The sequence below is a fragment of the Mesorhizobium sp. ArgA1 genome, from assembly GCF_053714375.1.
In genome coordinates, this window is sequence record NZ_JBSKBQ010000001.1 from 945,292 (window position 1) to 970,934 (window position 25,643).

The 25,643-nt window shown below is 63.5% G+C and carries 28 protein-coding genes; 12 read left to right on the forward strand and 16 right to left on the reverse strand.

Annotated elements, in window-relative coordinates; genetic code table 11:
* Positions 1-5: 5 nt before the first annotated feature.
* The 5 genes from hpf to lptC all read right to left on the reverse strand — a co-directional run bounded on the left by hpf (position 6) and on the right by lptC (position 4,718).
* Positions 6-590, reverse strand: coding sequence for a ribosome hibernation-promoting factor, HPF/YfiA family (gene hpf / locus ACWGTI_RS04585; RefSeq protein WP_454573437.1), 585 nt, complete (start codon positions 588-590; stop codon positions 6-8).
* A 293-nt stretch (positions 591-883) separates the two neighbouring features.
* On the reverse strand, positions 884-2,410 hold the full coding sequence (gene rpoN, locus ACWGTI_RS04590) for an RNA polymerase factor sigma-54 (protein WP_454586007.1): 1,527 nt from the start codon (positions 2,408-2,410) through the stop codon (positions 884-886).
* 214 nt (positions 2,411-2,624) lie between these two features.
* Positions 2,625-3,443 carry an LPS export ABC transporter ATP-binding protein gene (gene lptB, locus ACWGTI_RS04595; RefSeq protein ID WP_454573435.1) on the reverse strand — a complete coding sequence of 273 codons (819 nt, stop codon included), beginning with the start codon at positions 3,441-3,443 and terminating at the stop codon, positions 2,625-2,627.
* Positions 3,443-4,018 carry an LptA/OstA family protein gene (locus ACWGTI_RS04600; protein WP_454586008.1) on the reverse strand — a complete coding sequence of 192 codons (576 nt, stop codon included), beginning with the start codon at positions 4,016-4,018 and terminating at the stop codon, positions 3,443-3,445. The genes lptB and ACWGTI_RS04600 overlap by 1 nt, the downstream gene beginning before the upstream one ends.
* Positions 4,005-4,718, reverse strand: a complete 714-nt coding sequence (gene lptC / locus ACWGTI_RS04605; RefSeq protein WP_454586009.1) for an LPS export ABC transporter periplasmic protein LptC — start codon at positions 4,716-4,718, stop codon at positions 4,005-4,007. The genes ACWGTI_RS04600 and lptC overlap by 14 nt, the downstream gene beginning before the upstream one ends.
* 297 nt (positions 4,719-5,015) lie before the next feature.
* Between lptC and sppA the strand changes: the two genes are divergently transcribed.
* From sppA to ACWGTI_RS04625, 4 genes are all read left to right on the forward strand, one after another.
* Positions 5,016-5,972 carry a signal peptide peptidase SppA gene (gene sppA, locus ACWGTI_RS04610; protein WP_454586010.1) on the forward strand — a complete coding sequence of 319 codons (957 nt, stop codon included), beginning with the start codon at positions 5,016-5,018 and terminating at the stop codon, positions 5,970-5,972.
* Positions 5,973-6,052: 80 nt separating this feature from the next.
* Complete coding sequence (locus ACWGTI_RS04615; protein WP_006200394.1) at positions 6,053-6,337, forward strand: integration host factor subunit beta; 285 nt, start codon at positions 6,053-6,055, stop codon at positions 6,335-6,337.
* A 53-nt stretch (positions 6,338-6,390) separates the two neighbouring features.
* Positions 6,391-6,735 (forward strand): LapA family protein, encoded by a 345-nt coding sequence (locus ACWGTI_RS04620; protein WP_454586011.1) that lies wholly within the window; start codon positions 6,391-6,393, stop codon positions 6,733-6,735.
* 30 nt (positions 6,736-6,765) lie between these two features.
* Positions 6,766-7,731, forward strand: a complete 966-nt coding sequence (locus tag ACWGTI_RS04625; RefSeq protein ID WP_454586012.1) for an ornithine cyclodeaminase family protein — start codon at positions 6,766-6,768, stop codon at positions 7,729-7,731.
* On the opposite strand, the gene ACWGTI_RS04630 is transcribed toward ACWGTI_RS04625, so the two are convergent.
* The 4 genes from ACWGTI_RS04630 to ACWGTI_RS04645 form a co-directional block, all read right to left on the reverse strand.
* Entirely contained in the window at positions 7,721-8,155 is a 435-nt protein-coding gene (locus ACWGTI_RS04630) for a VOC family protein (RefSeq protein ID WP_454586013.1), read from the reverse strand. The two genes, ACWGTI_RS04625 and ACWGTI_RS04630, sit on opposite strands and share 11 nt — an antisense overlap.
* Positions 8,156-8,235: 80 nt before the next feature.
* Entirely contained in the window at positions 8,236-8,670 is a 435-nt protein-coding gene (locus ACWGTI_RS04635) for an EVE domain-containing protein (RefSeq protein ID WP_454586014.1), read from the reverse strand.
* Positions 8,667-9,047, reverse strand: coding sequence for a VOC family protein (locus ACWGTI_RS04640; RefSeq protein WP_454586015.1), 381 nt, complete (start codon positions 9,045-9,047; stop codon positions 8,667-8,669). The genes ACWGTI_RS04635 and ACWGTI_RS04640 overlap by 4 nt, the downstream gene beginning before the upstream one ends.
* Before the next feature lie 86 nt (positions 9,048-9,133).
* Entirely contained in the window at positions 9,134-9,832 is a 699-nt protein-coding gene (locus ACWGTI_RS04645; protein ID WP_454586016.1) for a helix-turn-helix transcriptional regulator, read from the reverse strand.
* A gap of 129 nt (positions 9,833-9,961) precedes the next feature.
* Between ACWGTI_RS04645 and ACWGTI_RS04650 the strand changes: the two genes are divergently transcribed.
* From ACWGTI_RS04650 to ACWGTI_RS04675, 6 genes are all read left to right on the forward strand, one after another.
* Entirely contained in the window at positions 9,962-11,038 is a 1,077-nt protein-coding gene (locus tag ACWGTI_RS04650) for an RsmD family RNA methyltransferase (protein WP_454586017.1), read from the forward strand.
* Between the two features lie 17 nt (positions 11,039-11,055).
* On the forward strand, positions 11,056-11,913 hold the full coding sequence (locus ACWGTI_RS04655) for a TrmH family RNA methyltransferase (RefSeq protein ID WP_454586018.1): 858 nt from the start codon (positions 11,056-11,058) through the stop codon (positions 11,911-11,913).
* Complete coding sequence (lspA, locus tag ACWGTI_RS04660; protein WP_454573423.1) at positions 11,910-12,398, forward strand: signal peptidase II; 489 nt, start codon at positions 11,910-11,912, stop codon at positions 12,396-12,398. Before ACWGTI_RS04655 ends, lspA begins: the two co-directional genes overlap by 4 nt.
* Positions 12,399-12,496: 98 nt before the next feature.
* A complete protein-coding gene (acuI, locus tag ACWGTI_RS04665; RefSeq protein WP_454586019.1) occupies positions 12,497-13,486 on the forward strand; it encodes an acrylyl-CoA reductase (NADPH) in 990 nt (329 codons plus the stop codon).
* A 99-nt stretch (positions 13,487-13,585) separates the two neighbouring features.
* A complete protein-coding gene (locus ACWGTI_RS04670) occupies positions 13,586-15,877 on the forward strand; it encodes a response regulator (protein ID WP_454586020.1) in 2,292 nt (763 codons plus the stop codon).
* A gap of 176 nt (positions 15,878-16,053) precedes the next feature.
* Positions 16,054-16,929, forward strand: a complete 876-nt coding sequence (locus ACWGTI_RS04675) for a GNAT family N-acetyltransferase (protein ID WP_210285015.1) — start codon at positions 16,054-16,056, stop codon at positions 16,927-16,929.
* Between the two features lie 72 nt (positions 16,930-17,001).
* Here the strand turns inward: ACWGTI_RS04675 and ACWGTI_RS04680 are convergent, their stop codons facing one another.
* Together ACWGTI_RS04680 and grpE are read right to left on the reverse strand one after the other, a co-directional pair.
* The gene (locus ACWGTI_RS04680; protein WP_454586021.1) at positions 17,002-17,634 is read right to left on the reverse strand and encodes a trimeric intracellular cation channel family protein; all 633 of its coding nucleotides are present in this window, start codon (positions 17,632-17,634) and stop codon (positions 17,002-17,004) included.
* Positions 17,635-17,755: 121 nt separating this feature from the next.
* A complete protein-coding gene (gene grpE / locus ACWGTI_RS04685; RefSeq protein ID WP_454586022.1) occupies positions 17,756-18,385 on the reverse strand; it encodes a nucleotide exchange factor GrpE in 630 nt (209 codons plus the stop codon).
* A gap of 240 nt (positions 18,386-18,625) precedes the next feature.
* Between grpE and ACWGTI_RS04690 the strand changes: the two genes are divergently transcribed.
* Together ACWGTI_RS04690 and ACWGTI_RS04695 are read left to right on the forward strand one after the other, a co-directional pair.
* Positions 18,626-18,826, forward strand: coding sequence for a hypothetical protein (locus ACWGTI_RS04690; protein ID WP_454586023.1), 201 nt, complete (start codon positions 18,626-18,628; stop codon positions 18,824-18,826).
* 84 nt (positions 18,827-18,910) lie between these two features.
* Positions 18,911-19,933 (forward strand): fatty acid desaturase, encoded by a 1,023-nt coding sequence (locus ACWGTI_RS04695; protein ID WP_454586024.1) that lies wholly within the window; start codon positions 18,911-18,913, stop codon positions 19,931-19,933.
* A 48-nt stretch (positions 19,934-19,981) separates the two neighbouring features.
* On the opposite strand, the gene ACWGTI_RS04700 is transcribed toward ACWGTI_RS04695, so the two are convergent.
* From ACWGTI_RS04700 to ACWGTI_RS04720, 5 genes are all read right to left on the reverse strand, one after another.
* Positions 19,982-20,602 carry a DJ-1/PfpI family protein gene (locus ACWGTI_RS04700; RefSeq protein ID WP_142868981.1) on the reverse strand — a complete coding sequence of 207 codons (621 nt, stop codon included), beginning with the start codon at positions 20,600-20,602 and terminating at the stop codon, positions 19,982-19,984.
* Positions 20,603-20,795: 193 nt separating this feature from the next.
* Positions 20,796-22,400 (reverse strand): GMC family oxidoreductase, encoded by a 1,605-nt coding sequence (locus ACWGTI_RS04705; protein ID WP_454586025.1) that lies wholly within the window; start codon positions 22,398-22,400, stop codon positions 20,796-20,798.
* 93 nt (positions 22,401-22,493) lie between these two features.
* The gene (locus ACWGTI_RS04710) at positions 22,494-23,027 is read right to left on the reverse strand and encodes a DUF934 domain-containing protein (RefSeq protein ID WP_454586026.1); all 534 of its coding nucleotides are present in this window, start codon (positions 23,025-23,027) and stop codon (positions 22,494-22,496) included.
* A gap of 171 nt (positions 23,028-23,198) precedes the next feature.
* A complete protein-coding gene (locus ACWGTI_RS04715; protein WP_454573413.1) occupies positions 23,199-23,963 on the reverse strand; it encodes a phosphoadenylyl-sulfate reductase in 765 nt (254 codons plus the stop codon).
* Positions 23,938-25,608, reverse strand: coding sequence for a nitrite/sulfite reductase (locus ACWGTI_RS04720; protein ID WP_454586027.1), 1,671 nt, complete (start codon positions 25,606-25,608; stop codon positions 23,938-23,940). Before ACWGTI_RS04720 ends, ACWGTI_RS04715 begins: the two co-directional genes overlap by 26 nt.
* Between the last annotated feature and the right edge of the window lie 35 nt (positions 25,609-25,643).

A 25,643-nucleotide genomic window follows, 5' to 3' on the forward strand; every position in this document is an offset into this window, starting at 1 on the left:
TCTCGTCACGCCTGTGCGACTTTGGTCGTGGACGGGTCGATCCAGCCGATATTTCCGTCCGGCCGACGATAGACGATGTTGAGGTGGTCGTTTCCGGCGTTGCGGAAGACGAAGACCGGGCTCTCCTTGGTGTCGAGCTCGATGACTGCCGACGCCACCGACATGGTCTGCAGCGTCATGGTTGATTCGGCGACAATGGCCGGGGCGAAATCCTCCGGAATCTCCTCGTCGTCGTCGGCCAGCGGCGCCATCACCGTATAGGCGATGTCGGTGATGTCGCCATTGCCATTGCCTGAATTGTGCGATTTCAGACGGCGCTTGTAGCGCCGAAGCCGGGTTTCGAGGCGATCCGCAGCCGCCTCGAAGGCAAGCGTCGGATCCTGTGCATCGCCTGTCGCCTGCAGCGAAGCGCCGGAATCCAGCCTGATCATGCAATCGGCCGAATAGCGCGACCCCGATTTGATGACGGTGACATGCCCTGAAAAACCGCGATCGAAATATTTACCGATCGCCTCGCCGACACGATCGGTGATGCGCGTACGAAACGCATCGCCGATATCCATGTGCTTTCCCGATATGCGCAGCTTCATCTGAAAACTGACCTTCCTTGCTCAGGCTTCAAACTGGGCAGAGTTTATACTCGTGATCCGTGCGCACAAGCTTTGCGGCGTCAACTCGCGCCGATTTTAGATCCGAACTTTCCGGTTGATCACAATCCGCCTTCTTGGCCGTCCCGTGGCCTTCATCGTGACGGACCATCCGCATGCGGGCCGCAAGCCCGTCTCATGCGGGCGGGCTTCTAGACACTTCATTGCAGCTTGTCAATGAAGGTCTGGAGTTGTGGAAATCCAGCCATAGCAAAAGCCCTGCCGGGCAAGCAGAACTAGCGCCCGGCGCTGGCCAGCGCGCGCTTTTCACGCCGCCGCTGCACCGATGAGGGAATATTCATGCCCTCGCGGTATTTGGCCACGGTGCGCCTGGCAATATCGACGCCGCTTTCCTTCAACATGTCGACGATGGCGTCATCGGATAGCACGTCGGCGGGCTTTTCCTCGTCGATCAGCTGCTTGATGCGGTCGCGCACCGCTTCCGAGGAATGCGCGTCGCCGCCGCCCGACGCCGCGATCGAGGCGGTGAAGAAATAGCGCAGCTCGAACACGCCGCGCGGCGTCAGCATGTATTTGTTGGCCGTCACCCGGCTGACGGTCGATTCGTGCATGCCGATGGCATCGGCCACCGTGCGCAGGTTGAGCGGCCTGAGGTGACGCACGCCATGAACGAGAAAAGCGTCCTGCTGGCGCACGATTTCCGACGCCACTTTCATGATTGTCTTGGCCCGCTGGTCGAGGCTGCGCGTCAGCCAATTGGCATTCTGCAGGCATTCGGCCAGGAAATCCTTCTCCGCCTGGTTCTTGGCCTGCGGCGAGACATGGGCGAAATAGATGTGGTCGACCAGAACCCGCGGCAGCGTCTCGGCATTGAGCTCGACCGTCCAACTGCCGTCATTGGCCGCGCGCACCTCGACATCGGCAACGATGGCGTCGCTGGTGCCGCCCGAAAACGCCGTGCCCGGGCGCGGGTCGAGCGCGCGGATTTCGGCCAGCATGTCGAGGAGATCCTCCTCGTCGACCCCGCAAAGCCGTTTCAGTGTCTGGAAATCGCGCCGCGCCAGGAGTTCTAGGTTGCCGACCAGCGTCTTCATCGCCGGATCGAGGCGATCGCGCACGGCAAGCTGCAGCGACAGGCATTCGGCAAGGTCGCGCGCAAACAGGCCGACCGGCTCGAATGTCTGGCAGACCACCAGCACCTTGGCCACCATGGCCTGATCGGCGCCCAGCCGTTTCGCGATCTCGACAGGGTCGGCGCGCAGATAACCGGCCTCGTCCAGGCCATCGGCCAGTTCGCCGGCAATCAGCCTTGCGACCGGATCGGCAAAGGCGAGCGCGATCTGCTCGCCGACATGCTGGCGCAGCGTGATTGCCGCGGCAGCCATGTCGCCGATGTCGAAGCCTTCGGACGAGCCGGACGAACCATTGCCCGTGGCGGACTTCCACTGCGCCGTCAGGTCGGGGCCGAGCCGCTCGCTGGTGCCGGGATCATCAGGAAACAGGTTTTCCAGTGAGCTGTCGAGCTTGTCCGAGATCGCTTCGGCGCTCCACACCGTCTCGCTCTCGAACCAGTCGCCATCGGCGGCAGGCTCAGGCGCGGTGTCGCCCTTCTGCACCTGGTCGCTTGCCGCATCTTCCTGGGGCTCGGCGCGCTCCAACAACGGATTGCGCTCGATCTCGTCGTCGATGAAGTGGTCGAGCTCGATATGGGTGAGTTGCAGCAGCCTGATCGACTGCATCAGCTGCGGCGTCATCACCAGTGACTGGGATTGTCGTAGCTGTAATTTCGCCGCCAGCGCCATGGTTCGGTTTCAAACGCCCTTCTGTACCCGGAAGCCTACACATCAGAAGCTGCCGGAAAATGAATTTTTCCGACCCTCCATAGAAACTGGCCCAGCTTTTGCTTGTCAAGGCGAATGGCGGCAAAAGGGCCCTACCGGCGCATTATCTCACGCAAAATCGGAGAAAAAGGCCGGCGGGGCGGCAAAAAGTAGCGTCAGGAAACAAATTTCACGCTCAGAGGGTGAAACCCTCACCGAGGTAAAGCCGCCGCACATCGGGGTTCGCCACCACTTCGTCGGCGCGACCATGCGTCAGCACCTGGCCGGCATGGATGATATAGGCGCGGTCGATGAGGCCGAGCGTTTCGCGCACATTGTGATCGGTGATGAGCACGCCGATGCCGCGCGCCGTCAGATGGCGCACAAGCTGCTGGATGTCGGCCACTGCAATCGGGTCGATGCCGGCGAAAGGCTCGTCTAGCAGCATGTAGGCCGGCCGCGTCGCCAGGGCGCGGGCGATTTCCAGGCGCCGCCGCTCGCCGCCGGATAGCGACATGGACGGCGACTTGCGCAGATGGCTGATATGGAATTCCTCGAGCAGTTCGTCGAGATTGCGCTCGCGCACCTTGCGGTCCTTCTCGACCACTTCGAGCACGGCGCGGATGTTCTGCTCGACATTGAGGCCACGGAAGATCGACGCTTCCTGCGGCAAATAGCCGATGCCGAGGCGGGCGCGGCGATACATCGGCATCGAGGTGACGTCGAAACCGTCGATCTCGATCGTGCCTTCGTCCACCGGCACAAGGCCGGTGACCATGTAGAAACAGGTGGTCTTGCCGGCGCCGTTCGGGCCGAGCAGCCCGACAGCCTCGCCGGCGCGCACACCGATGGTGACGCCGCTGACCACCTTGCGACCCTTGTAGCTCTTGGTCAGACCCTTGGCGATCAGGGTGCCCTTGAACTTCGTGGACTCGACGGTGACTGTGTCGGGTGTGGCAACTTTGCTGGCTGCCCGTCCCGGAAGACGGGTCAGCAGCGACGATACGCCGGCCATCAGTTCTTCGGCGCCTCGGATTTCGGCGGCGGCGTCATCGACATGATGACGCGCGGACACCCCTTGACCTCGGCCAGGCCGCTTTTCATCTGCACGGTGAGCTTGCAACCTTTGAGAATGTTGGGTCCCTGCGACAGCAAGACTTCCGCTCCGGCCAGGACAAGCACCTGCGTCTTCATGTCGAACGTGCCATTGTCGCCCGTGGCGACCTGGTCGTCGGACTTCATGTAAACCTTGTTGGTGACCACCAGATGGTCGATGTTGCCCGAACCGGTCATCGCCGACGCGCCGGCGGCCGCACCCTTGGCGGCATTGGGGTCCTTGACGTAGTAGACTTCCATTCTGCCGGCCTTGAGCAGCGTCGGCCCTTGCGTGACGGTGACATTGCCGCTGAACACCGCCATGCTTTCGGCCTGACGGACCTCGAGCTTGTCGCTTTCGATCTGGATCGGCTGGTCGCCGGACAATTTGAGGCCGGATTGGCTGGTGGCGCTGGATTGAGCCCAGGACGGCGCCATGCCCAGCAACAGCAAGGCTGAAGCGGCGACAAGCCGTGCCGAATTACTGGGACGCATTCGATTCTCCGCTCTTTGCCTCTGCCGCCTTCATAGTGGCCGGATCGATGTGGACGCTTACCTTGTTTTCGAAAACGACAACCTTGCCATTTTCCTCGACCGCCATCGAACCCGCCGTGATCCGGGAACCGTCACGGCTGACATCGACCGGATCACCTGTCTTCATAGAGCCTTTGCCCATGTCGAGGAAGACCGATTTGAACTTCGCCTCGACACCGTCGGTGGTGGTCACGGTGACATTGCTGGTCATGTCCATCGTGTTGGCGTTTCGGTTGTAGATGCCGCGCTTGGCCTCGACCGTTGCCACATTGTCGGCCGTCAGCGGCAGTTTGGCATGGATGCCTTCGAGTTCGATGATGTCCTGCTTGCCGACGTCCTGGATGGCGCGCAGTGCCGTCAGCGAATAGGGCAGCTTGCCCTTGGTGAAGCCGTTGAGCTTGGGATTGGCCATCACCAGCTTGCCATCGGAAAAGGCGGTGCCGTCGGCCTGTATCGAGATCGAGACCGGCGCTGCGAGATAGGAATAGACCGGAAAGGCAACCGCGATGCCAGCGGCAAGCAGCGGCACTGCAAACTTCAGCACGCGCACGCGGCGCGAATGGCGCTGGGCACGGTCGAAGGCGTCGCCGCGCGTGCTCGCTGGCGCCGTGGGCGCCAAGGCCGCATCGGCGTTGGTCGTTTCGTTCGATCGCGCTAGCATGACTGTCTTCTAATAAACCCTTGTCCGCCAAAACACCTGCTATAGGTGGGTTGCCGGCCCCCGCAAGCAAGCACAAGCGGAGGAAAACCGCAAAAATGTGACGGCCGTTGTTTTTGCAAACGGAAATCAGGCGACACAATTTCGGCACTTCATAGCAGAAACGGACGCGCCGCGTAATTATTTCCTGAAATGCTGGCGGCCGTGAAGGTCGCTTCGTCGCAGGCCCGTGAGGAAGAGGTAGCCGGGCGCGGATGCTTGCTTTAAAAGCATCGCTTCCCACCGACCATGAGGCAGACCATGGCACTGAGAGCCGACGACCTGATCGACCGCCGCCGCTTGCGGCGCAAGCTGACCTTCTGGCGCGGCGCGGCCATCGTCATCGTGGCGCTCGGGGTGGTTGCGCTTGCAAGCTGGTTTTATGGCGAAGACATCGGCGGTACTTCCGTCGACCACATCGCCAAGGTCAGGATCGAAGGCACCATCACCGAGGACGACGAACTGATCAAGCGGCTGGAGACCATCCGCACGTCCTCGCAGGTCAAGGGTGTCATCCTGGCCATCGATTCGCCCGGCGGGACCACGGTCGGCGGCGAATCGATCTACGAGGAAGTGCGCAAGCTCGCCGCCGACAAGCCGGTGGTGGCAGAGGTCGGCACGCTGGCAGCGTCGGCCGGCTACATGATCGCCAGCGCCAGCGACCATATCGTCGCTCGCAAGACCTCGATCGTCGGCTCGATCGGCGTGCTGATCCAGTATCCCGATCTCAGCGGCCTGATGGACAAGGTCGGCATCAAGCTCGAAGAGGTGAAATCATCGCCGCTGAAAGCCGCGCCCTCACCCTTCAAGCCGACCAATGACGACGAGCGCGCCATGGTCCGCAAGCTCATCCTCGACAGCTATGACTGGTTCGTCGGCATCGTCGCCGAGCGCCGCAAGATGACCCGCGAGCAGGCACTCGCCCTGGCCGACGGTTCGATCTTTACCGGCCGCCAGGGCCTTGCCAACGGTCTGATCGACGCTGTCGGCGGCGAAAGCGTGGCCATCGACTGGCTGGCGACCAAGGGCGTCGACGCAAAGCTCAAGGTGGTGGAATGGAAGGACACCGAACGGCGTGGCGGCTTCCTGTTCTCGAAAGCAATAGCGCGCAGCGTCGGTAGCGCGCTCGGCCTGTCGGATGCCGGCAGCGACGTTCTTCACGAAATCGGCGCGGATCGCTTGTTTCTTGACGGTCTCGTTTCCGTCTGGCACCCTTGATCTGCCGTTTGGGGCGAGTAAAAAAGCAAATAAAATCATCCTGATAATTTGACCGCAGCGCTTTCACGGGGACCTTTCTGATGATCAAATCCGAGCTTGTACAGATCATTGCCACGCGCAACCCGCATCTTTTCCTGCGCGACGTCGAAAACATCGTGGGGGCGATATTCGACGAGATCACCGATGCCCTTGCCGAAGGCAACCGGGTCGAGTTGCGTGGCTTCGGCGCTTTTTCTGTGAAAAATCGCCCTGCCCGGACCGGCCGCAACCCGCGCACCGGCGAATCCGTCGAGGTCGAGGAGAAGTGGGTGCCGTTCTTCAAGACCGGCAAGGAATTGCGTGAAAGGCTGAACGGCGGCAAATAAGCGCGGACTTGACGCGTCAGCCTTTCAAGGCTCTGCCTTCCCAGGGAATCTCCATGTTCAACCGCTTCATACTTATCGTGGTCTTCGTGCCGCTGGCCGTCATCCTGATTGCGCTGGCCGTCGCCAACCGCGAGCTGGTCGCCTTCACGCTTGACCCGTTCAACCCCGGCAACCCGAAGCTGACGCTGAACCTACCGCTGTTCATCTTCCTGTTCGTGGCACTGGCCATCGGCATGGTCATCGGCAGCCTGGCGACCTGGGTCAAGCAGGGCCGCTACCGCAAGCTGGCGCGCCAGCGCGGTGTCGAGGCCGAGAATTTGCGCCAGGCGGTCAGCCGTGTGCCGGCCGCGCCGCAAGGCTCTGCCCCAGGGACGGCGCTGCCGAAGCCAACGGCCTGAGCCAGCGCTTTTATCTTCGCGGAGTTTTGCATGCTGACCATTTCGGCCGACGCTGTCGACCAGGCGCTGACCTTTCCAGGGCTGGTCGAGACATTGCGCGCGGCCTTCCGCGACGGCGCCGTGCAGCCGGTCCGCCATCACCATGCGGTCGAGCGGCCCGACGGTGCGGCTTCCACGCTGCTTTTGATGCCGGCCTGGACCGACTTCAATGCCGCCGGCACATCGGCGGGCGGCCATATCGGCGTCAAGATCGTCACCGTATCGCCCGACAACAACGCCGTCGGCAAGCCGGCGGTGATGGGCCTCTACCTCCTGCTCAACGGCGCCACGGGCGAACCCGAGGCGCTGATCGATGGCCAGCGGCTGACACAGTGGCGCACCGCTTGCGCCTCGGCGCTGGCCGCCTCCTATCTCGCCCGCGAGGACGCCTCGCGGCTCCTGGTGGTCGGCGCCGGCGCGCTATCGCCGTTCCTGGCCAAGGCGCATTCGGCAGTGCGGCCGATCAAGACCATCCGCATCTGGAACCGCACGCCGGCCAATGCCGAAAAGGTCGCGGCTGATTTGCGCGGGGATGGTTTCAACGCCGAAGCCGCAAGCGATCTCGATGCCGAGCTTGCCGAAGCCGACATCGTCTCCTCGGCAACGATCACGACGACGCCACTGGTCAAAGGCGCATTGCTGAAAGCAGGCGCGCATGTCGATCTGGTCGGCGGCTTCACGCCGACCATGCGCGAAAGCGACGATGACGCGATCACACGTGCCCGCGTCTATGTCGACACCCGCGCCGGCGCCACCAAAGAGGCCGGCGATATCGTCCAGCCGCTCGCCTCCGGCGTGCTGAAGCCGGAGGCCATCGTCGCCGATCTGCATGAACTGGCACGCGGCGAAAAACGGGGCCGGCAAGGCCCCGATGAGATCACGCTGTTCAAATCGGTCGGCGCCGCGCTCGAGGATCTCGCCGCCGGGATTGCCGTCTACAACGCGCTCAAGCCGTAGCGTGTGCCGGCGCCACGGCACCAGCCTTGCGATCGAACTTCCGGATCGCTTCCGCGCTGACCGGGGTGAAGAAGTTCACCAGATTGCCATCGGGATCGCGCAGCAGCAGTGATCTGTTGCCCCATGGCATCGTCGTCGGCGCCTGCACGAAATCGCCGATGATTTCCTTCAGCCTGCTGTACTCCGCATCGACATCGCCGACACGAAACTCGATGATCGCGGAGCGATTGGCGGCCGGCTGCGCCACATCGGCCCCAAAAAGCGCCAGCGTGCGCGTGCTGCCGATTGCCAGTGTGCAGGAAGCGGTGGCCAGTTCCGCGAAATCCGGCGTGAACCAGGTCGCGGTCAGGCCGGTGATGGCCTCGTAGAAGGCCACCAGAGGTTTGATCTGCTCGGTAATGATGCGGATCGAGACGAAGTCCATACTATTTTCCTTTGAACAAGTGCGGCGGTTCAGACCACCATGGTATTGTTGTCGGACAAGCCTGCTGATGGCTTGGCGCCTCACGCCGCCTCGGCGATGTTGACGTCCATCGCCTGCGCGATCAGCAGGAAATCGTGCTGGCTGATCTCGAACAGGCCAAAGCGCAGCTGATAACCCCAGTTCGACTTGCCCTTGGTGAAATCAAGCTTATCGAGCAGCGGCTTGATCGGCGCTTCCGCCCCGTTCGACCAAGCAACGTCGCGCCGGAACGGCGTGAAGCCGCCGCCCATCTCGCCCTGATAAGGTTCGCCGTCGCGCACCGTGCCGATGGCGGTAAAGGCCTGCAGCCCGTCCTTCTCGCCGAGCACGGTGCTCGGCGAATAATAGACCACACCGTCGCCGGGCTTGATTCGGCGCAGCGGCGCCGCCTTGCCGTGGTTGACCTGCATGAAGCCGTCGGCGCGGCCGCGTCGAACATGTTGGGCGGAAGCCACAGCGATCCAATGGGCAGTCATCCCTGGGCTCCTTCGAACGGCCAATAGACACGCAGGCGATGATTGTCGGGATCGAGAGCAACGAAGGTGCGGCCGAAATCCAGATCAGTGGGCGCCTGCAGCATCTCGAGGCCGCGGCTCGCCCAATCCGCATGCGTGTCGTCCACCGCTGCCGCGTTTTCGACTGCCAGCACAAGTTCGCCGCCTCCGCCCGTCGCGGGGGCCGCCGGCTCCACGGTATGGCGCGACCAGAGGCCGAGCTTGAAGCCCTTGTCGAGAACGAACAGCACGAAGGTCGGCGACGTCTCCACCGGCTGGCGTGCGAGGAGCGCGCTGTAGAAGGCGCCGCTCCGCTCCGGGTTGTCGACATAGAGGATGACGAAATTGGGGGTGTGCATGTCTGCTCTCCAAGGGTTCGATGGGAAGAGCATAGACGGCGCTACTGTCAACTTCTGGCAGCAGCGATTTCAAAGCGTTTAAAAAATCACGCGTCGGTTTGGCGCTTCGACGCATCCATCATCGTCCGCCATTCCTTCAGCAGCACCTGCCGACGACGCGGATAGCGGATAGCGGTGGTGTTGAGATCGGACATGCGGTCGGCGCGAAAATGGCGGAAATCCTGCCGCGTCTCGCACCAGGCCGCCACCACCCGCGCCTTGTCGAAGAAGCCGAGCGCAAACGGCCAGACCAAGCGCTGGGACGCGGCGCCGCCGGCGTCACGATAGAGAAAGCCGAGTTTTCGCTCGTCGCGGATCGCCTGGCGCACAACGCCGAGGTCGATGCTTTCGACCAATTCGCTGCGTGGCCCGACCAAGAGCGCGGTGGCATCGAGATCCTCGCGCAAATCGTCCGGCAGGACGGCGGCGATCTTGGCCAGCGCATCGGTGGCTGCTTCAGACAGCCGCTTGTCCGGTTGTCTGGCAACCCAGCGCGATCCGAGCACAATGGCCTCGATCTCTTCGTCGGTGAACATCAGCGGCGGCAGCATGAAGCCGGGCTTCAGCACATAGCCCAGCCCCGCCTCGCCCTCGATCGGCGCGCCCTGCCCCTGCAGCGTGGCGATATCGCGGTAAAGCGTGCGGATCGAAACACCCATCTCGCCGGCAAGCGTGCGCCCGCTGACCGGCCGGCGATGTCGGCGCAGGGTCTGGATCAGGTCGAGCAGGCGTTCGGAACGGGACATGATCCCAGATTTGCCTGTTTCCTCAGGGGAGGTCCACCACCTCAGACATTCGGTATGCTGGACCATTTTGTTTGCGCAGCCGGTGACCCTATGTCAAAAGCGGCCTGCCGCCTCCGGAGACGCTCCTGCTTGAAGTCTTTTCGCGACAAACGCCGCGACAACCGTCCGCCCGCAAAGGGCAGGGCCGAACACGCGCGGCCGCGGCCGGACACAGTCCGATCGGAAGCCAAATCGCAGCGGAATGAGGCAAAACCGGACGACCGGTCTGATCCCAAGCCGGCGCCTCGCATCCTGGCGCGCCGCGATGGCGCCCTGCCCGCCGAACGCCTGCCGGTGATCCTGGAAGTGGCGCCCAATCAGGATTATGCGTTGCTCGACAGCGGCGCCGGCGAAAAACTCGAACAATACGGGCCCTACCGCATCGTGCGGCCGGAGGGTCAGGCGATCTGGCAAAGGGCCCTGCCGGCGAGGGACTGGGACCGCGCCGACGCCATCTTCACCGGCGACACCGACGAAGAAGGCATCGGCCGCTGGCGCTTTCCCAAAACGCCGCTCGGCGAGACCTGGCCGATGAAGCATGACAACATCGACTATCTCGGCCGCTTTACCTCGTTTCGCCATGTCGGCGTGTTCCCCGAACAGGCTTCGCACTGGGACCACATGGCAGGGCTGATCGCGGCGGCGAAGCGCCCGGTCAAGGTGCTGAACCTGTTCGGCTACACCGGGCTCGCCTCGCTTGTGGCGGCCCGCGCCGGCGCGGAGGTTACCCATGTCGACGCCTCAAAAAAGGCGATCGGCTGGGCGCGCGAAAACCAGGAAATGGCCGGCCTTGGCTCGAAGCCGATCCGCTGGATCGTCGATGACGCAGTGAAATTCGCCGAGCGCGAGGAGCGCCGCGGCAGCCGCTACGACATCATCCTGTTCGACCCGCCGGCGTATGGCCGCGGCCCCAAGGGCGAGGTCTGGCAATTGTTCGAGGATCTGCCTGGGCTGACCGACCTCTGTCGCGCGATCCTGACGCCGAAACCGCTGGCCGTGGTACTGACCGCCTATTCGATCCGCGCCTCCTTCTTCGCCATCCATGCCTTGATGCGCGACACCTTTGCCGGCATGGGCGGCACGGTTGAGTCAGGCGAACTGATCATCCGCGAGCAATCCGCTGGGCGGGCGCTGTCGACGTCGCTGTTTTCGCGCTGGGTGGCCTGAATGCCCGGGAGTTTTCAATGAATGAGCGGCACGCCGGCGCGCCGGGGCAGGTGAAGGAAGTCACCAGCCTCGCCAACCCGCTGATCAAGGACATCAAGGCACTGGCGCAGAAGAAATTCCGCGATCAGCAGAACGCCTTCATGGCCGAAGGGCTGAAGCTGGTGATCGACGCGCTCGACCTCGGCTGGTCGATCAGGACGCTGGTCTTCGCCAAGGCCGGGCGCGGCAACGCGGCCGTCGAGAAGGTGGCGGCGCGCACGGTTGCCGCCGGCGGCACGGTGCTCGAAGTGTCGGAAAAAGTGCTGGTCGCCATCACCCGCCGCGACAACCCGCAAATGGTGGTCGGCGTCTTCGCCCAGAAGATGCTGCCGCTGAAGGACATCCGCGCTCATGACGGTGACGTCTGGGTGGCTCTCGACCGGGTCCGCGATCCCGGCAATCTCGGCACTGTCATCCGCACTGTCGATGCCGTCGGCGCCAAGGGCGTTATCCTGGTCGGGGAAACCACCGACCCTTTTTCGGTCGAAACCGTGCGCGCCACCATGGGCTCGATCTTCGCGGTGCCGGTAACCAGGGCCCCGCCGGAAGCGTTCCTGGCCTGGCGAAACAGCTTTTCAGGCCTCGTCGTCGGCACCCATCTCAAGGGTGCGGTCGATTACCGCTTGGTCGATTTCTCCCGAGGCCCGGTGCTGCTGATGATGGGCAACGAGCAGCAGGGCCTGCCCGATAGTCTGGCCGAAAGCTGCGACCGGCTGCTCCGGATTCCGCAGGCCGGCCGCGCCGATTCGCTCAACCTGGCGGTCGCCACTGGCGTCATGCTGTTCGAGATCCGCCGCGGTGCCCTGAAGCTTGCCCCCGAGGATACCAAACCGTGAAATCATGGTCCCCCTACGTCCTGCTGGCCATCGTCGCCTTTGCGCTCGATCAGTGGATAAAATATCTGGTCGAGACCAGCCTCGCCTTTCAGGAGAAGATTGATCTGGTACCGTTCCTGGCGCTGTTTCGCACCTTCAACACCGGCATTGCCTTCTCGATGTTCGAGTCCTTCGGCGACACCGGCCTGGTGGTGATTGCGGTTCTCGTCGTCGCTTTCGTGCTATATCTCGCGACGCGTACGCCGCCCGGCCATGTGCTTGCCCGCATCGGCTTCGCGCTGATCGTCGGCGGCGCGCTCGGCAATCTCGTCGACCGCGCTACGTATGGCCACGTCATCGACTACATCCTGTTCCACACGCAGACTTGGTCCTTCGCCATCTTCAACCTCGCCGACGCCTGCATCTCGGTCGGCGCCGTGCTGGTCGTCTTCGACGAACTCATCGGCTGGCGGCGCGAGGCTAAGCCGCAAAGTCCCGACGCTTGAACGCCCGACTCTTTTGACCAATTGACCTCGCCGGACCGTCGCCGCACAGTCCGGCCAGTTTTGCCAGTCTTCGCAGCTGCTCGCCCGAGGAGAAAAAAGTGTCCGAGACGTTCAAAGCCATCCTCGTTTCGCGCGATGCCGAAAAGAAGCAATCGGTCGAGATCGTCGATTTCACCGAAGCCGATCTGATGGAAGGCGATGTCACCGTCACTGTCGAAGCGACGACGGTCAATTACAAGGATGGGCTCGCCATATCAGGCAAGGCGCCGGTGATCCGCCGCTGGCCGCTGGTGCCGGGCATCGATTTCGCCGGTACCGTTCTCTCGTCGTCGCATGCAGACTGGCGCAAGGGCGACAAGGTCATCCTCAACGGCTGGGGCGTCGGCGAGACGCATTTCGGCGCCTATGCCGGGCGCGCCCGCGTCAAGGGCGACTGGCTGGTGCCACTGCCCGACAGCATCAGCGCCCACAACGCAATGGCGGTCGGCACCGCTGGTTATACGGCCATGCTGAGCGTGATGGCGCTGGAGCGGCACGGCATCCTGCCGGATCGCGGCCCGGTGGTGGTGACGGGGGCAGCCGGCGGCGTCGGCTCGGTCGCGATCTCGATCCTGTCCAGCCTCGGCTACCACGTCATCGCCTCCACCGGCCGCAACGCCGAGAGCCCCTATCTGATCGACCTCGGTGCTGCCGAAGTGATTTCGCGCGAGGAACTCTCCCTGCCGGCCAAGCCGCTGGCCAAGGAGCGCTGGGCCGGCGGCATCGATGCCGTCGGCAGTCATACGCTGGCCAATGTGCTGTCGATGACTGCTTATGGCGGCGCGGTCGCCGCCTGCGGCCTGGCCGGCGGCATGGACCTGCCGTCGAGTGTCGCCCCGTTCATCCTGCGCGGTGTCTCGCTACTCGGCATCGATTCGGTGATGGCGCCCAAGGCCGTGCGACTGGAAGCATGGCGCCGCATCGGCACCGATCTCGACCTGGGAAAGCTCGCCAGCCTGTCGACGACCATCGGCTTCGACGGCATCATCGCCGCCGCCCACGACATCGTCGACGGCAAGACCAGGGGTCGCGTGGTCGTGGATATGTGAGACCCCGAAGCCACTGGAACGGCGGCAAAATGCATGACCGCTAAAATTCGAACGATCCGCCGCGCTTTTCCATAATCTATGTCTGGCAAGGATTTCTGCATGATCGCGGAGTCCGCCAGGAAAGAGAAGAGCCGTGCCGAGAGCGTCACCGGGCCGAGCCCGGCGACGCCCAAGCGGCTGCTTGTTGCCCCACCCCCGCTGGCGCCGGATTTTCCGCGCGCCACGCACGAGGGCCTGCTGTTCCTGACGGTCGTCGCCAGTGTCGCCCTGGCGGGCCTGTCCCACCTCAGCGGCGCGCCAATCTTCATCACGCTCGGCCTGCTGGCGATCGGGCTTGCCGGCGTCGCCATGCACCTGCGCAGCCGCCGCACCGCCCACCGCGCGACGGCCTTGCTCGACGAAACCGCCGCCCGCAGCCGCGCGGAGATCGAGACGCTGGCCGACCGCATGTGGGAAATGCAGGAGAGCGAGGAGCGCTTTCGGGGCTTGATCGATGCGCTCGGCGATCTCGTCGTCCACCGCGACCGCGACGGCCACATCGTCTATGCCAACAAGGTTTTCGCCGGCCTCGTCGGAACCGATCAGCGCGACCTTGCCGGCAGGACGCTGGCTGACCTGGGCATCGATGTCGGCATCGTTCCCGACGCCGCCTTTTCGGATCACGAATGCCTGAGTTCCACCGACGTCTCCATCCGCACCCCGAGCGGCCCGCGCTGGTTCTCTTGGATCGAACTGTCGGTGCGCGACAAGGACAGCGGCGCCGTTTCACACCGGGCGATTGCCCGCGACATCACCGCCCGCAAACGCGCCGAATCCTCTCTGATTACCGCGCGCGAGCGTGCCGAATACGCCAGCCAGGCCAAGTCGCGCTTCCTCGCCACCGTCAGCCATGAGATCCGCACGCCGATGAACGGCATCATGGGCATGGCCAAGCTTCTGGCCGACACCAACCTGTCGCCCGAGCAGCGCACCTATGTCGGCGCCGTCTCGACTTCGGCCAGCGCCCTTTTGGCGCTCATCGAAGACCTGCTCGATTATTCCAAGATCGAGGCCGGCCGCTTCGACCCGGAACCGCAGCCGACATCTTTGCGCGAGATTGCCGACAACATCATTGAACTGATGGCGGCGAGAGCCTTCGCCAAGAATATCGGCCTTGGCTGTCATGTCGAGCCCGACGTGCCGCAGATGATCATGGCCGATCCGGGAAGAGTCAGGCAGGTGCTGCTCAACCTGATCGGCAATGCGATCAAGTTCACCGACACCGGCGGCGTGCTGGTTTCGGTTGCACGGGCCCGCACCGAGACCAGCGACCGCATCTGCTTCACCATCGCCGACACCGGCCCTGGCCTGCGCGAAGAGGACATGGAGCGCATCTTCGAGGAATTCGAACAGTCTGACGGCACCTCGACCCGCACCCATGGCGGCGCCGGCCTCGGCCTTGCCATATCGAGACGACTGGTCACCGCCATGGGCGGCGCAATTTCGGTGTCGAGCCGGCTTGGCGAGGGATCGGAATTCGTCTTCGAGCTCCCGGCCACAGGGGCAACCGAAGCGCCGCAGAACCGGCAGAACATCCTCGCCGGCCGGCGCGCCGTGATCGTGTCGAAGAACGCCGTCGAGGCCGACGCCATCGCCCGCACCATCCGTGCCTATGGCGGCGCCGTCGATGTCGCCGCGACCGCTTCCCAGGCGGCGCCTCTTACCGAACATTGCGACGTGCTGTTGATCGATGCCGCCATGGAAGACAGCGACGGCAGGCTGCTCAAGCGCCTGCGCCAGAGCGGTTTTGCCGATTGCGAGGCGATCACGCTGATCGCGCCGACCGACCGCGGCATGCTTGGCGAATTCCGCGCCAGCGGCTACGCCACCTTCCTGGCAAGGCCGGTGCGCGGCGAAACGCTGCTGCGCGTGCTGCTGACCAGCTACGCTCCTGCTTTACCCCTGCCCAAAAAGCCGGAAAAAAGCGGCGCGTCGTCGCTTCGCGCCGCAGGCGCACGCCAGCATGGCCTGTCGGTGCTGATCGCCGAAGACAACGACATCAACGCCATGCTGGCCCGCGCCACGCTTTTGAAGGCAGGGCATCGCGTGAAGGTTGTCGGAAACGGCAAGGCGGCTGTCGAGGCAATCACCGAAGCCGGGCTGAAACACCGTTTCGACGTGGTGCTGATGGATCTGCACATGCCGGTGATGGACGGGCTGGACGCAATCGCCGCCATCCGCCGCCACGAGGAAGAAATGGCCGTGCCGCCGGTTCCGATCATGGTGCTTTCGGCCGACAGCCAGGAAAAGACGCGCCACACCGTGCTCGCGCATGGGGCCAGCGGCTTCGTCACCAAGCCGCTCGACCCCGAGGCTCTGGTCCATGCCGTCGAGGGCCAGGTGGCCGCCTGAGTCCGCCTCGGCATGCTCTCTGCCATCCCTTAAGGTAGCCGGTTGAGGGTTTTCGCCAGCCGACGAAGTATTGCCCGCAGCACCGTATCACGGTACTGTCACAATCCTGTTGCACCTACACCGTATCCCCGTGCCAAGAGGGATGGCTCGAAGGAGAATCACTCGTGCATACAGTTATGCCGGAATGTGACACTCGGCCCAACGCAGGCGGCGCTTTGCTCGCCGCGCGTAACGCCGATGCCGTCGCAACAGGCGCACCGCTGGGCCGGATCGGCAATCTCGAAGTGCGGCTTGCCCGCAACGAGGCCGAGATCGCTGCCGCACAGGAAGTGCGCTACCGGGTATTTTATGACGAGCTTGGCGCCAGGAAGGATCTGTTCCAGGCGCAGGACCGGCGCGACGCCGACCGTTTCGACCCGCTCTGCGACCATCTGCTGGTGCTGGACACCTCGATCTCAGGCCCCGAGCACCGCCGCATCGTCGGCACTTATCGCTTGCTGCGGCAAGAGATCGCCGCGACCGCCGGCGGCTTCTATTCCGAAGGCGAATTCGAGCTGACCAAGCTGATTGCCCGGCATCCCGGCCAGCGCTTCCTTGAGCTCGGCCGCTCTTGCGTCCTTAAGGAATACCGCTCCAAGCGCACCATCGAGGCGCTGTGGCAAGGCATCTGGGCCTACATCAAACACTATGAGATCGGCGTGATGACCGGCTGCGCCTCGTTCCACGGCACGGTGCCGGCGGCGCATGCCGAGGCGCTCACCTACCTTGCCCATCACTGCCGCACCAATTCGGCCTGGGATGTGCGGGCGGTCTCCGGACGCTATTGCTCGATGGATCTGATGCCGATCGAGGCGGTCAACGCCAAGGCGGCGATTGCGGCCATGCCGCCGCTGGTCAAGGGCTATCTGCGCGTCGGCGCCCGCATCGGCGACGGCTGCGTCATCGACCGCGAATTCTCCACCGTCGATGTGTTCGTGGTGATGCCGGTCAAGGAAATCGGCGCCCGCTACGTGAATTACTATGGCGGGGAAGCCCAGCGCTTTGCGGCGTAGCGAATAGCGAGAGAGCTACGCGGCGATCCGCGGAGTGCCCTATTCGCTACTCACTATTCGTTATTCGCTCTCTCACGGAATATCCTCCGGCCGCCGTCCCGGGCGGCTCTTGTAGGACGGAAACGTCCAGCCGAACTTGAGCGCGCCGCCGCGCACCAGGAAAGCCGCGACGAAACCGGCGATATCAGAGGCGAGCGGCGGCAGTCCGGCGAGGTCGCCAAGCGTGTAGAGGCCGGCACCCGCAAGCGCCGCGGTGACGTAGATTTCGGGCCTCAGCAGCACCGATGGCTCGCCCGCCAGCAGATCGCGCAGGATGCCGCCGAATGTGGCGGTCAGCACGCCCATAACAACCGATACGACCGGCGAGCCGGTGATCGCGAGCCCCTTGGCCGCGCCCATCACGGAAAAGGCTGCCAATCCGATGGCGTCGAGCCAGAGCAGCCATTTCCAGCGCGATTCGACGCGGTGGGCGATGAAGAAGACCAGCACCGCAACCACTGCGCAGATCAGCACATAGCCGGAGTTGGCAACCCAAAAGACGGGCAGGTTGAGGATGACGTCGCGAAGCGTGCCGCCGCCGATGCCGGTGACGCTGGCCAGGAACAGGAAGCCGATAATGTCGAGTTGCTTGCGCGAGGCAGCAAGTGCCCCGGTCGCGGCAAAGACAGCGACGCCGGCGTAGTCGAGGAGGTCGATCAGGTTCATGGGAGTAAGGGAGTAGGGCAGTAAGGGAGTAGGGAAATTATTGAATAACATGGAATCGTGCCATTGCACGGTTTCGCTTTTATCCCTACTCCCTTACTGCCCTACTCCCTTACTCCCCTAACTATGCGTCCTTCTCAGCCTGCTCATTCACCGGGCCCGGCTCGACCGGCGCCTCGGCGGCCGCGATCTTGGGGCCGCCCTTGGCGACGCCGACCATGGCTGGCCGCAGCACCCGCTCGCCGATCGAGTAGCCCGGCTGTACGACCTGGACCACGGTGTTGGCTGGCACGTCGGGATTGGGCACCTCGAACATCGCCTGGTGGAAATTCGGGTCGAACTTCTCGCCTTCCGGCTCGAGCTTCTTCACCCCATGCCGCTCCAGCGTCGACAGCATGGCGCGCTCGGTGATCTCGACACCGTCGATCAGCGCCTTGAAGCCGGCGTCGCCGGCTGCCTTGGCCTCGGCCGGGATGGCGTCCAGCGCACGGCGCAGATTGTCCGACACCGACAGCATGTCACGGGCGAAATTGGCCACCGCATAGGCGCGCGCATCGTGCACGTCGCGCGCTGTGCGGCGGCGCAGATTCTCCATCTCGGCCGCGACGCGCAGCGCGCGGTCCTTCAGTTCCTCGTTTTCCTTCAGCAGCCGCACCAGCGCTTCATAGTCGCCGTCGACGCCGCCTTGCGCACGCTCGGCCTCGGCCGTTTCGATATCCTCGGGCGCGCGTTCGTCTTTTGCCTGGTCGCTCATCGCCGTTTCCCGTCATTCGAATGGTTTGGATTTGCGCTCGATATCGAGGTTTGGCGGTCAAAAATCAAGGGGCAAGCGATGCTTGGAGCCGTTCGGAGGACTTTGGCACGGATCGCAAAGATCTCTCGAAATTAATTCAAATTTTACCGTGATCGCCGGCTTTGCTTGCCAATATCCCGCTATGGGGGAACCATTCCGTGGCCGGAGGAGTTTCGAAGCCAACACAGGATTTTTGGGACAATGACAGGCAACAGCGGCAACAGGAGCGAAGGACTCGCCGCCGATATCAGGCGCCAGTTCGGCACCGAGGCAACGAAGCGTTTCCTGCGCAGCTTGCCGGCATTCACCACCGAGGCCGACATTCCGGAGCATTTTCGGGACCTGCTCGACCGTCTGGACGGCATAGAAGCCAGCGTGGCGGGCGACCAACGCCGGCAATAGCGACGCAATCGCGCGACAATTATGCGCAGTAATTTTGCGTGAGCCGTGCCTTGCGGCAACGGCAAGCCAAACCTATGCTTCCTGATGAACATGATTTCCCCTGAGACGGCCGCCAACAGCAAGCGCGCCTGGTTGAAGATTCTGGCGCGCTACAAGAAGCCCGACCGGCGGCGTAGCACCCTCGAACTGGCCATCACGCTCATTCCTTTCGTCACGTTATGGGCGCTCTCTTCGGCCGCCTATTCCAACGGCCACTGGTGGGGCCTGATCCTCATCCTTCCCGCCGCCGGCTTCCTGGTGCGGATCTTCATGATCCAGCACGATTGCGGCCACGGCTCCTTCTTCGCCAACCGCACCGCCGACGACTGGATCGGCCGCGCGCTCGGCGTGCTGACGCTGACGCCCTATGATTGCTGGCGGCGCGCCCATGCGACGCATCATGCCAGCGCCGGCAATCTCGACGAGCGCGGCATGGGCGACATCAGGACGCTGACGGTTGCCGAATACCGGCAGTTGTCATGGCGCGGGCGCCTTGCCTATCGTCTTTACCGCCACCCACTGGTGATGTTCGGTCTCGGGCCGATCTGGCTGTTCATCTTCGAGCAGCGGCTGCCGATCGGCATGATGCGCGGCGGCCTGACGCCCTGGGTGTCGTCGATGACGACGAATCTCGCCATTGCGATTGCCGCGGCTCTGCTCATCTGGTGGATCGGCCCCGGCGCTTTCCTGGTTGTCCATCTGCCGATCGTTGTCCTCGCCGGTTCGGCCGGCATCTGGCTGTTCTACGTCCAGCACCAGTTCGAGGAGACGGAATGGGCGAAGGACGAAGAGTGGGAGTTCCAGCGTGCCGCGCTGCACGGCTCGTCCTATTACGACCTGCCGCCGGTGCTGAACTGGTTCACCGGCAATATCGGCGTCCACCACGTCCACCATCTCTCGGCCAAGGTGCCGGGCTACAGGCTGCAGGAAGTGCTCCGCGACTATCCGGAACTGCGCGGCATTGGCCGCGTCACGCTGCTCGACAGCCTGCGCTGCGTCAAGCTGGCGCTGTGGGACGAGAAAAGCCGCAAGCTGATCTCGTTTCGCGAAGCGCGCGCCACCGCCTGAAATCATCCACCGCGCCAGCGGCGCGGCGGTATTTTCCCCAGAAGCAGCTTAAGCAGCCTTGCGCTCGTCGCGCATCAGCGCCTTGCCGTCGCGGATCTCCGTGCCGAGCACCTTCAGGCATTCGCGCATGAAGGCGGCGAGGCCAGGCCAACCCTTGGCCGACACCAGATTGCCATCAACATGGGCGCCGGTCGGCGCGACATCGATGTAGATGCCTCCGGCCAACGTCACTTCCGGCTCGCAATATTGCAGCGCCGCGACTTCCCGGCCGCGCACCACGCCATCGACCGCGATCAGAATCTGCACGCCATGGCAGATGGTGAAGATCGGCTTGCCGGTCTCGTGGAAATGCCTGACCAGCGCCTGCACCCTTTTGTCGATGCGGATATATTCGGGTCCGCGCCCGCCGGCGGCGTAGACAGCATCGTATTGCGCCGGGTCGACCTCGGAAAACGTCTTGTTCAGGATGTAGTCGTGGCCGAGCTTTTCCGTATAGGTCTGGTGGCCTTCGAAATCGTGCAGCGAAGTCTTCAATATGTCGCCGGCCTTCTTGTCGGGGCAGACGACGTGCACCGTATGGCCAACCGCATGCATGGCCTGTTCAAATACGAAAATCTCGTACTCCTCGCTGAACTCGCCAACGAGCATCAATATCTTCTTGCCTGCCATGCCGGTTCCTCCCTTGCTGGCCAACATTTCGGATCGCGAAATAATGGCCTTATCCTAAGGGCAGGCTCGCGCCAGGGAAAGCCCAAATCGCACAATTGGTCTTACCAGATAAGACTTTTCCCTATCAGAATGCCGGCCTTCAAGACGCAGCCCAGTAGAAACATCAAACGTGGTCCGACCAATGACTTAAAGGTCAGGCGGCCCTGATCATGTCGGCCGCCTTTTCCGCGATCATGATGGTGGGCGCGTTGGTGTTGCCGCCGATCAAGGTCGGCATGACCGAGGCATCGACGACGCGCAACCCCTGCAGACCGCGCACCTTGAGCTCAGGATCGACCACGGCCATGGCATCGACGCCCATCTTGCAGGTGCCGACGGGGTGATAGATCGTGTCGGCGCGCGCCCTGATATGCCCCATCAACTCGGCGTCGCTGGTAACGCCGGCGGTATAGATTTCCTTGTCGCGGTATTTCGCCAGCGCCGGCGCCTCTAAAATGCCGCGCATCATCCTGACACCCCTAAGCAACAGAGCCCCATCACGTTCGTCCTCAAGAAAGCGTGGATCTATGCGCGGCGGCGCCAGCGGGTCCCGGCTCGACAGCCCGACCTCGCCGCGCGAATGCGGCCTGAGCACGCAGACATGGCAGGAGAAACCGTAGCCTATATGCAGCTTGCGGCCGTGATCGTCGACGATGGCGATGCAGAAATGCAGTTGCAGATCGGGCCGGTCGATCGCCGGATCGGATTTAAGGAAGGCGCCACCTTCGGCATAGGGCGTGGCGATCATGCCGCTGCCGTTCTTGCGCCAGCGCAGCATATGCCCAAGCAAAGCGGGCAGACCGCGCAAGCCGATACCCATCATGTCGGTATCTCTGGATTTCCACCCTAGAATGAAGTCGAGATGATCCTGCAGGTTCTTGCCGACGCCGGGCAATTCGTGGGCGACGGCAATCCCGTGCGCGGCAAGTTCATCCGCCGGCCCAATACCGGACAACAGCAGAAGCTGCGGCGAGCCGAAGGCGCCGCCGCAGACGATCACCTCGCGCCTGGCCGTGACCACGGCTTCGCTGTTGCCCTTGCGATAGCGCAGGCCGGTTGCGCGCTTGCCGTCCAGCACGATGCCGGTGGCCTGCGCACCGGTGATGATTGTGAGGTTCGGCCGGCTCATCGCCGGGTGCAGATAGGCGGCCGCCGCCGAACAGCGTTCGCCGTTGCGGCGCTCGCCCCAGAATTGCGTGACCTGATAGAGCCCCGCCCCTTCCTGCTCCGGCCCGTTGAAATCGTCGTTGCGGCGGATCTGGTTTTCACCGCAGGCCTCGACAAAGGCTCGGGCGATCGGGCGCGGCTCCTGCTGTTCGCCGACCCTGAGTGGCCCGTCGCCGCCATGCAGCGCATCCGCGCCGCGCTGGTTGCCTTCGGCCCGCCGGAAATAAGGCAGCACCTCATCCCACGACCAGCCCTCGCAGCCGAGACCGGCCCATTCATCGTAGTCGCCGCGATGCCCTCGCGTGTAAAGCATGGCGTTGATGGCGCTGGAGCCGCCGAGCGCCTTGCCGCGGGGCTGGTAGCCCTTGCGGCCGCCGAGACCTTGCTGCGGCACCGTCTGCAATCCCCAATTGTTGATCTTTGGCCGGCCCGGCAACAGCGCGATGACGCCTGCCGGCGCGCGGATGAGCAGGTTCCTGCCCTCGCCGCCGGCTTCGATCAGGCAGACGGTTTTCGAAGGATCTTCGGAGAGCCGTGCGGCAAGCGTGCAGCCGGCGGAGCCGCCGCCGGCGATGACATAGTCGAAGTCCATGTCTCCCTCCCTGGCCGGCGGATATTTCCGTCCGGACAGCCAAGAGAAGGCCTGATTTCAGCCGATGTAAAGGCGGGTGGAATTACCGCTGCGTCAGCTGTCGCGAACGCGCCGCCAGGAGTATTTCGGTCCCTTCGGCTCCGACGCTTCGGTCGGCTGGTAGTAGAGCCCCAGCCCGCCGATGCGGCCTTCCTCAAGCCGCTTCAGCAGCACCGGGTTCGAAATCTCGAATTCGTCGAAGCCGAGCCGCAGCATATGTGGTAGCTGGTCGACCAGCACCTGGCCCGTGGCGCGGACCGCGCCCTCGAAATGGTAGCGGCTGCGCAGCAACTCGCCCTTGGAAAACGAGCGGCCGTCGTTGAAGGCCGGAAAGGCAAGCGCCACCAGCGACAGCTGGTCGAGCAGGTCAGCGATCTTTTCCAGCTGGTCACCGGGCTGCAGCGCAACGCCAAGCCGCTCCTTGGCCGAACGCCGCACTTCAGCATCAAGGCCGAGAAATGCCTGCAGCGGCAGGATGAAGCGGCCATTGCCCGCCAGCGCCTCGGCGCTTTCGGCGTGGCTCCACTCGTCCTCGCGAAAACCCGTCTGGGTCCAGAGCCGGGTCTCCGGTGTCGTCGGTTCAGTCATCAGAAATTCCTAAAAATTCAAACAGGCTCAGGATGTGTTGAGATTCAGGTCAGGCCGAGTCGAAAATGGCTGATACCGAGAACCGGAGGGGAGCGTACTTGAAGTACGTGAGCACCGGAAGCGCAGGTAGCAGCCATTTGCAGACCGGCCTCACCTGAATATCAGCACATCCTAAAGGGAAGCGTCGGTCAGCGACTTCTCCAAGCCCGACAGATGGATGCCGCACTCGGTCTTGGCATGACCGGCCCAGCGGCCGCTGCGCGCATCCTCGCCGGGCTGCACCGGCTGCGTGCACGGAAAACAGCCGATCGACAGATAACCGTAGGCAACCAAGGGATTTTCGCGCAACGCATGCGCTCGCATATAGTCGGCCTGGTCGGATGTCGTCCAATGCGCCAGCGGGTTGATGCGCACGCGCGGGCCGACTGCCTCGAACACCGGCAGTGCCGCCCGCGTCGACGCCTGGAAACGCTTGCGGCCGGTGAACCAGGCGCGGAACGGTGCGACGCCACGCGCCAGCGGCTCGACCTTGCGTACGTCGCAGCAGGCATCGGTGTTGCTCTGGTGCAGGTTGCCGGTCGGGTCGATCCGCTCAAGCGCTGCTTCCTCGGGCTTGATCACCCTGACGTTGGTCAGCCCGAAATCGGCGACGAGCGCGTCGCGGTAGCCGAGCGTCTCCTCGAAATGCTTGCCGGTGTCGAGGAAGATGACCGGCAGCGTGCGGTCGACCTTGGCGATCATGTGCAACAGCACCGCCGAATCCGCGCCGAACGACGACACGGCGGCGATCTCGTCGTGAAACAATTCGCTCGCCGCACGTTCGATGATCTCGAGCGCGCTCAGATGGCCATACAGCGCATCGAAGCCCGCCGCTTTCGCGGCGATGCTGTCGTCGACGTCGACGATACGGTCAAGCGGCCTTGGTTTCGCCAGCATAGAGCGCCTCCTTGAACGGCGCGGGACCGACACGGCGGTAGGCGTCGATAAAACGTTCACTGGGATTGAGCCGAAGGCCGAGATAGGTGTCGACGATCTGCTCGATGGCATCGGTGATCTCTTCCGAGGAAAAGCCGCGACCGATGATTTCGCCGACCGACGTGTTCTCGTCGGCCGAGCCGCCGAGCGTCACCTGATAGAGCTCGGAGCCCTTCTTCTCGACGCCGAGAATGCCGATATGGCCGACATGGTGATGGCCGCAGGCATTGATGCAGCCGGAGATCTTCAGCTTCAGCTCACCGATCTCGCGCTGCCGCTCCAGCGAGGCGAAGCGAAGTGAGATCTCCTGGGCGATCGGGATCGAACGCGCGGTCGCCAGCGCGCAATAGTCGAGGCCGGGGCAGGAAATGATGTCGCTGATCAGATTGGAATTGGCTGTCGCCAGGCCGATGTCGACCAGCGCGTCATAGACCACCTTGAGATCGGCGCGCGCCACATGCGGCAGGATCAGGTTCTGCTCATGGCTGACGCGCAGCTCGTCGAAAGCGTATTTCTCGGCGATGTCGGCGACCGCTTCCATCTGGCTGTCGGTGGCGTCGCCCGGCACCTCGCCGATGCCCTTCAGCGAGATCGTCACTGCGGCATAGTCGGGATGGCGATGCGTCACAACGTTCTGGTCGAGCCAGTCCGAGAAGCTTTTGGAATCGAGCCGTGCGAGCTTGACCGCCGCGTCGCCTTCCGGCCGATCCACCAGCTGAGGCGGGGCGAAATAGGCATCGATGGCGCGGATGTCGGCGTCCGGCAGCTTCAGCTCGGCGTCCTTCAATTCCTGCCATTCGGCCTCGACCTGGCGGGTGATTTCCTCGACGCCGGTCTCATGCACCAAGATCTTGATGCGCGCCTTGTACTTGTTGTCGCGGCGACCATAGAGGTTGTAAACGCGCAGGATCGCCGTGCAGTAGGACAGAAGGTCGGCTTCCGGCAGGAAGTCGCGGATCTTCTTCGCCACCATCGGTGTGCGGCCCTGGCCACCGCCGACATAGACGGCAAAGCCGAGCTCGCCAGCTTCGTTCTTCTTCAGATGCAGGCCGATATCATGCGTCTGGATGGCGGCGCGGTCGCGCTCGGCCCCGGTCACCGCGATCTTGAATTTTCTGGGCAGGAACGAGAATTCCGGATGCACCGACGACCACTGCCGAAGGATCTCGGCGTATGGGCGCGGATCGGCGACTTCGTCGGCGGCGGCACCGGCGAAGTGATCGGCGGTGACGTTGCGGATGCAATTGCCGCTGGTCTGGATGGCGTGCATTTCCACACTGGCCAGATCGGCCAGGATCGCCGGAATGTCCGACAGCGCCGGCCAGTTGAACTGGATGTTCTGACGCGTGGTGAAATGGCCGTAGCCCTTGTCGTATTTGCGCGCGATGTGGCCGAGCATGCGAAGCTGCGCGGCGTTCAGCGTGCCATAGGGCACCGCGATGCGCAGCATATAGGCGTGCAGCTGCAGATAGACGCCGTTCATCAGCCGCAGCGGCCTGAACTGCTCTTCGGTGATTTCGCCGGACAGCCGGCGCTCGACCTGGTCGCTGAACTCGGCGACGCGGGCCTGGACAAAATCGTGGTCGAACTCATCGTAACGGTACATGCTTCGTCTTTCAGGGCGCGTCCGCCCGTTTTACT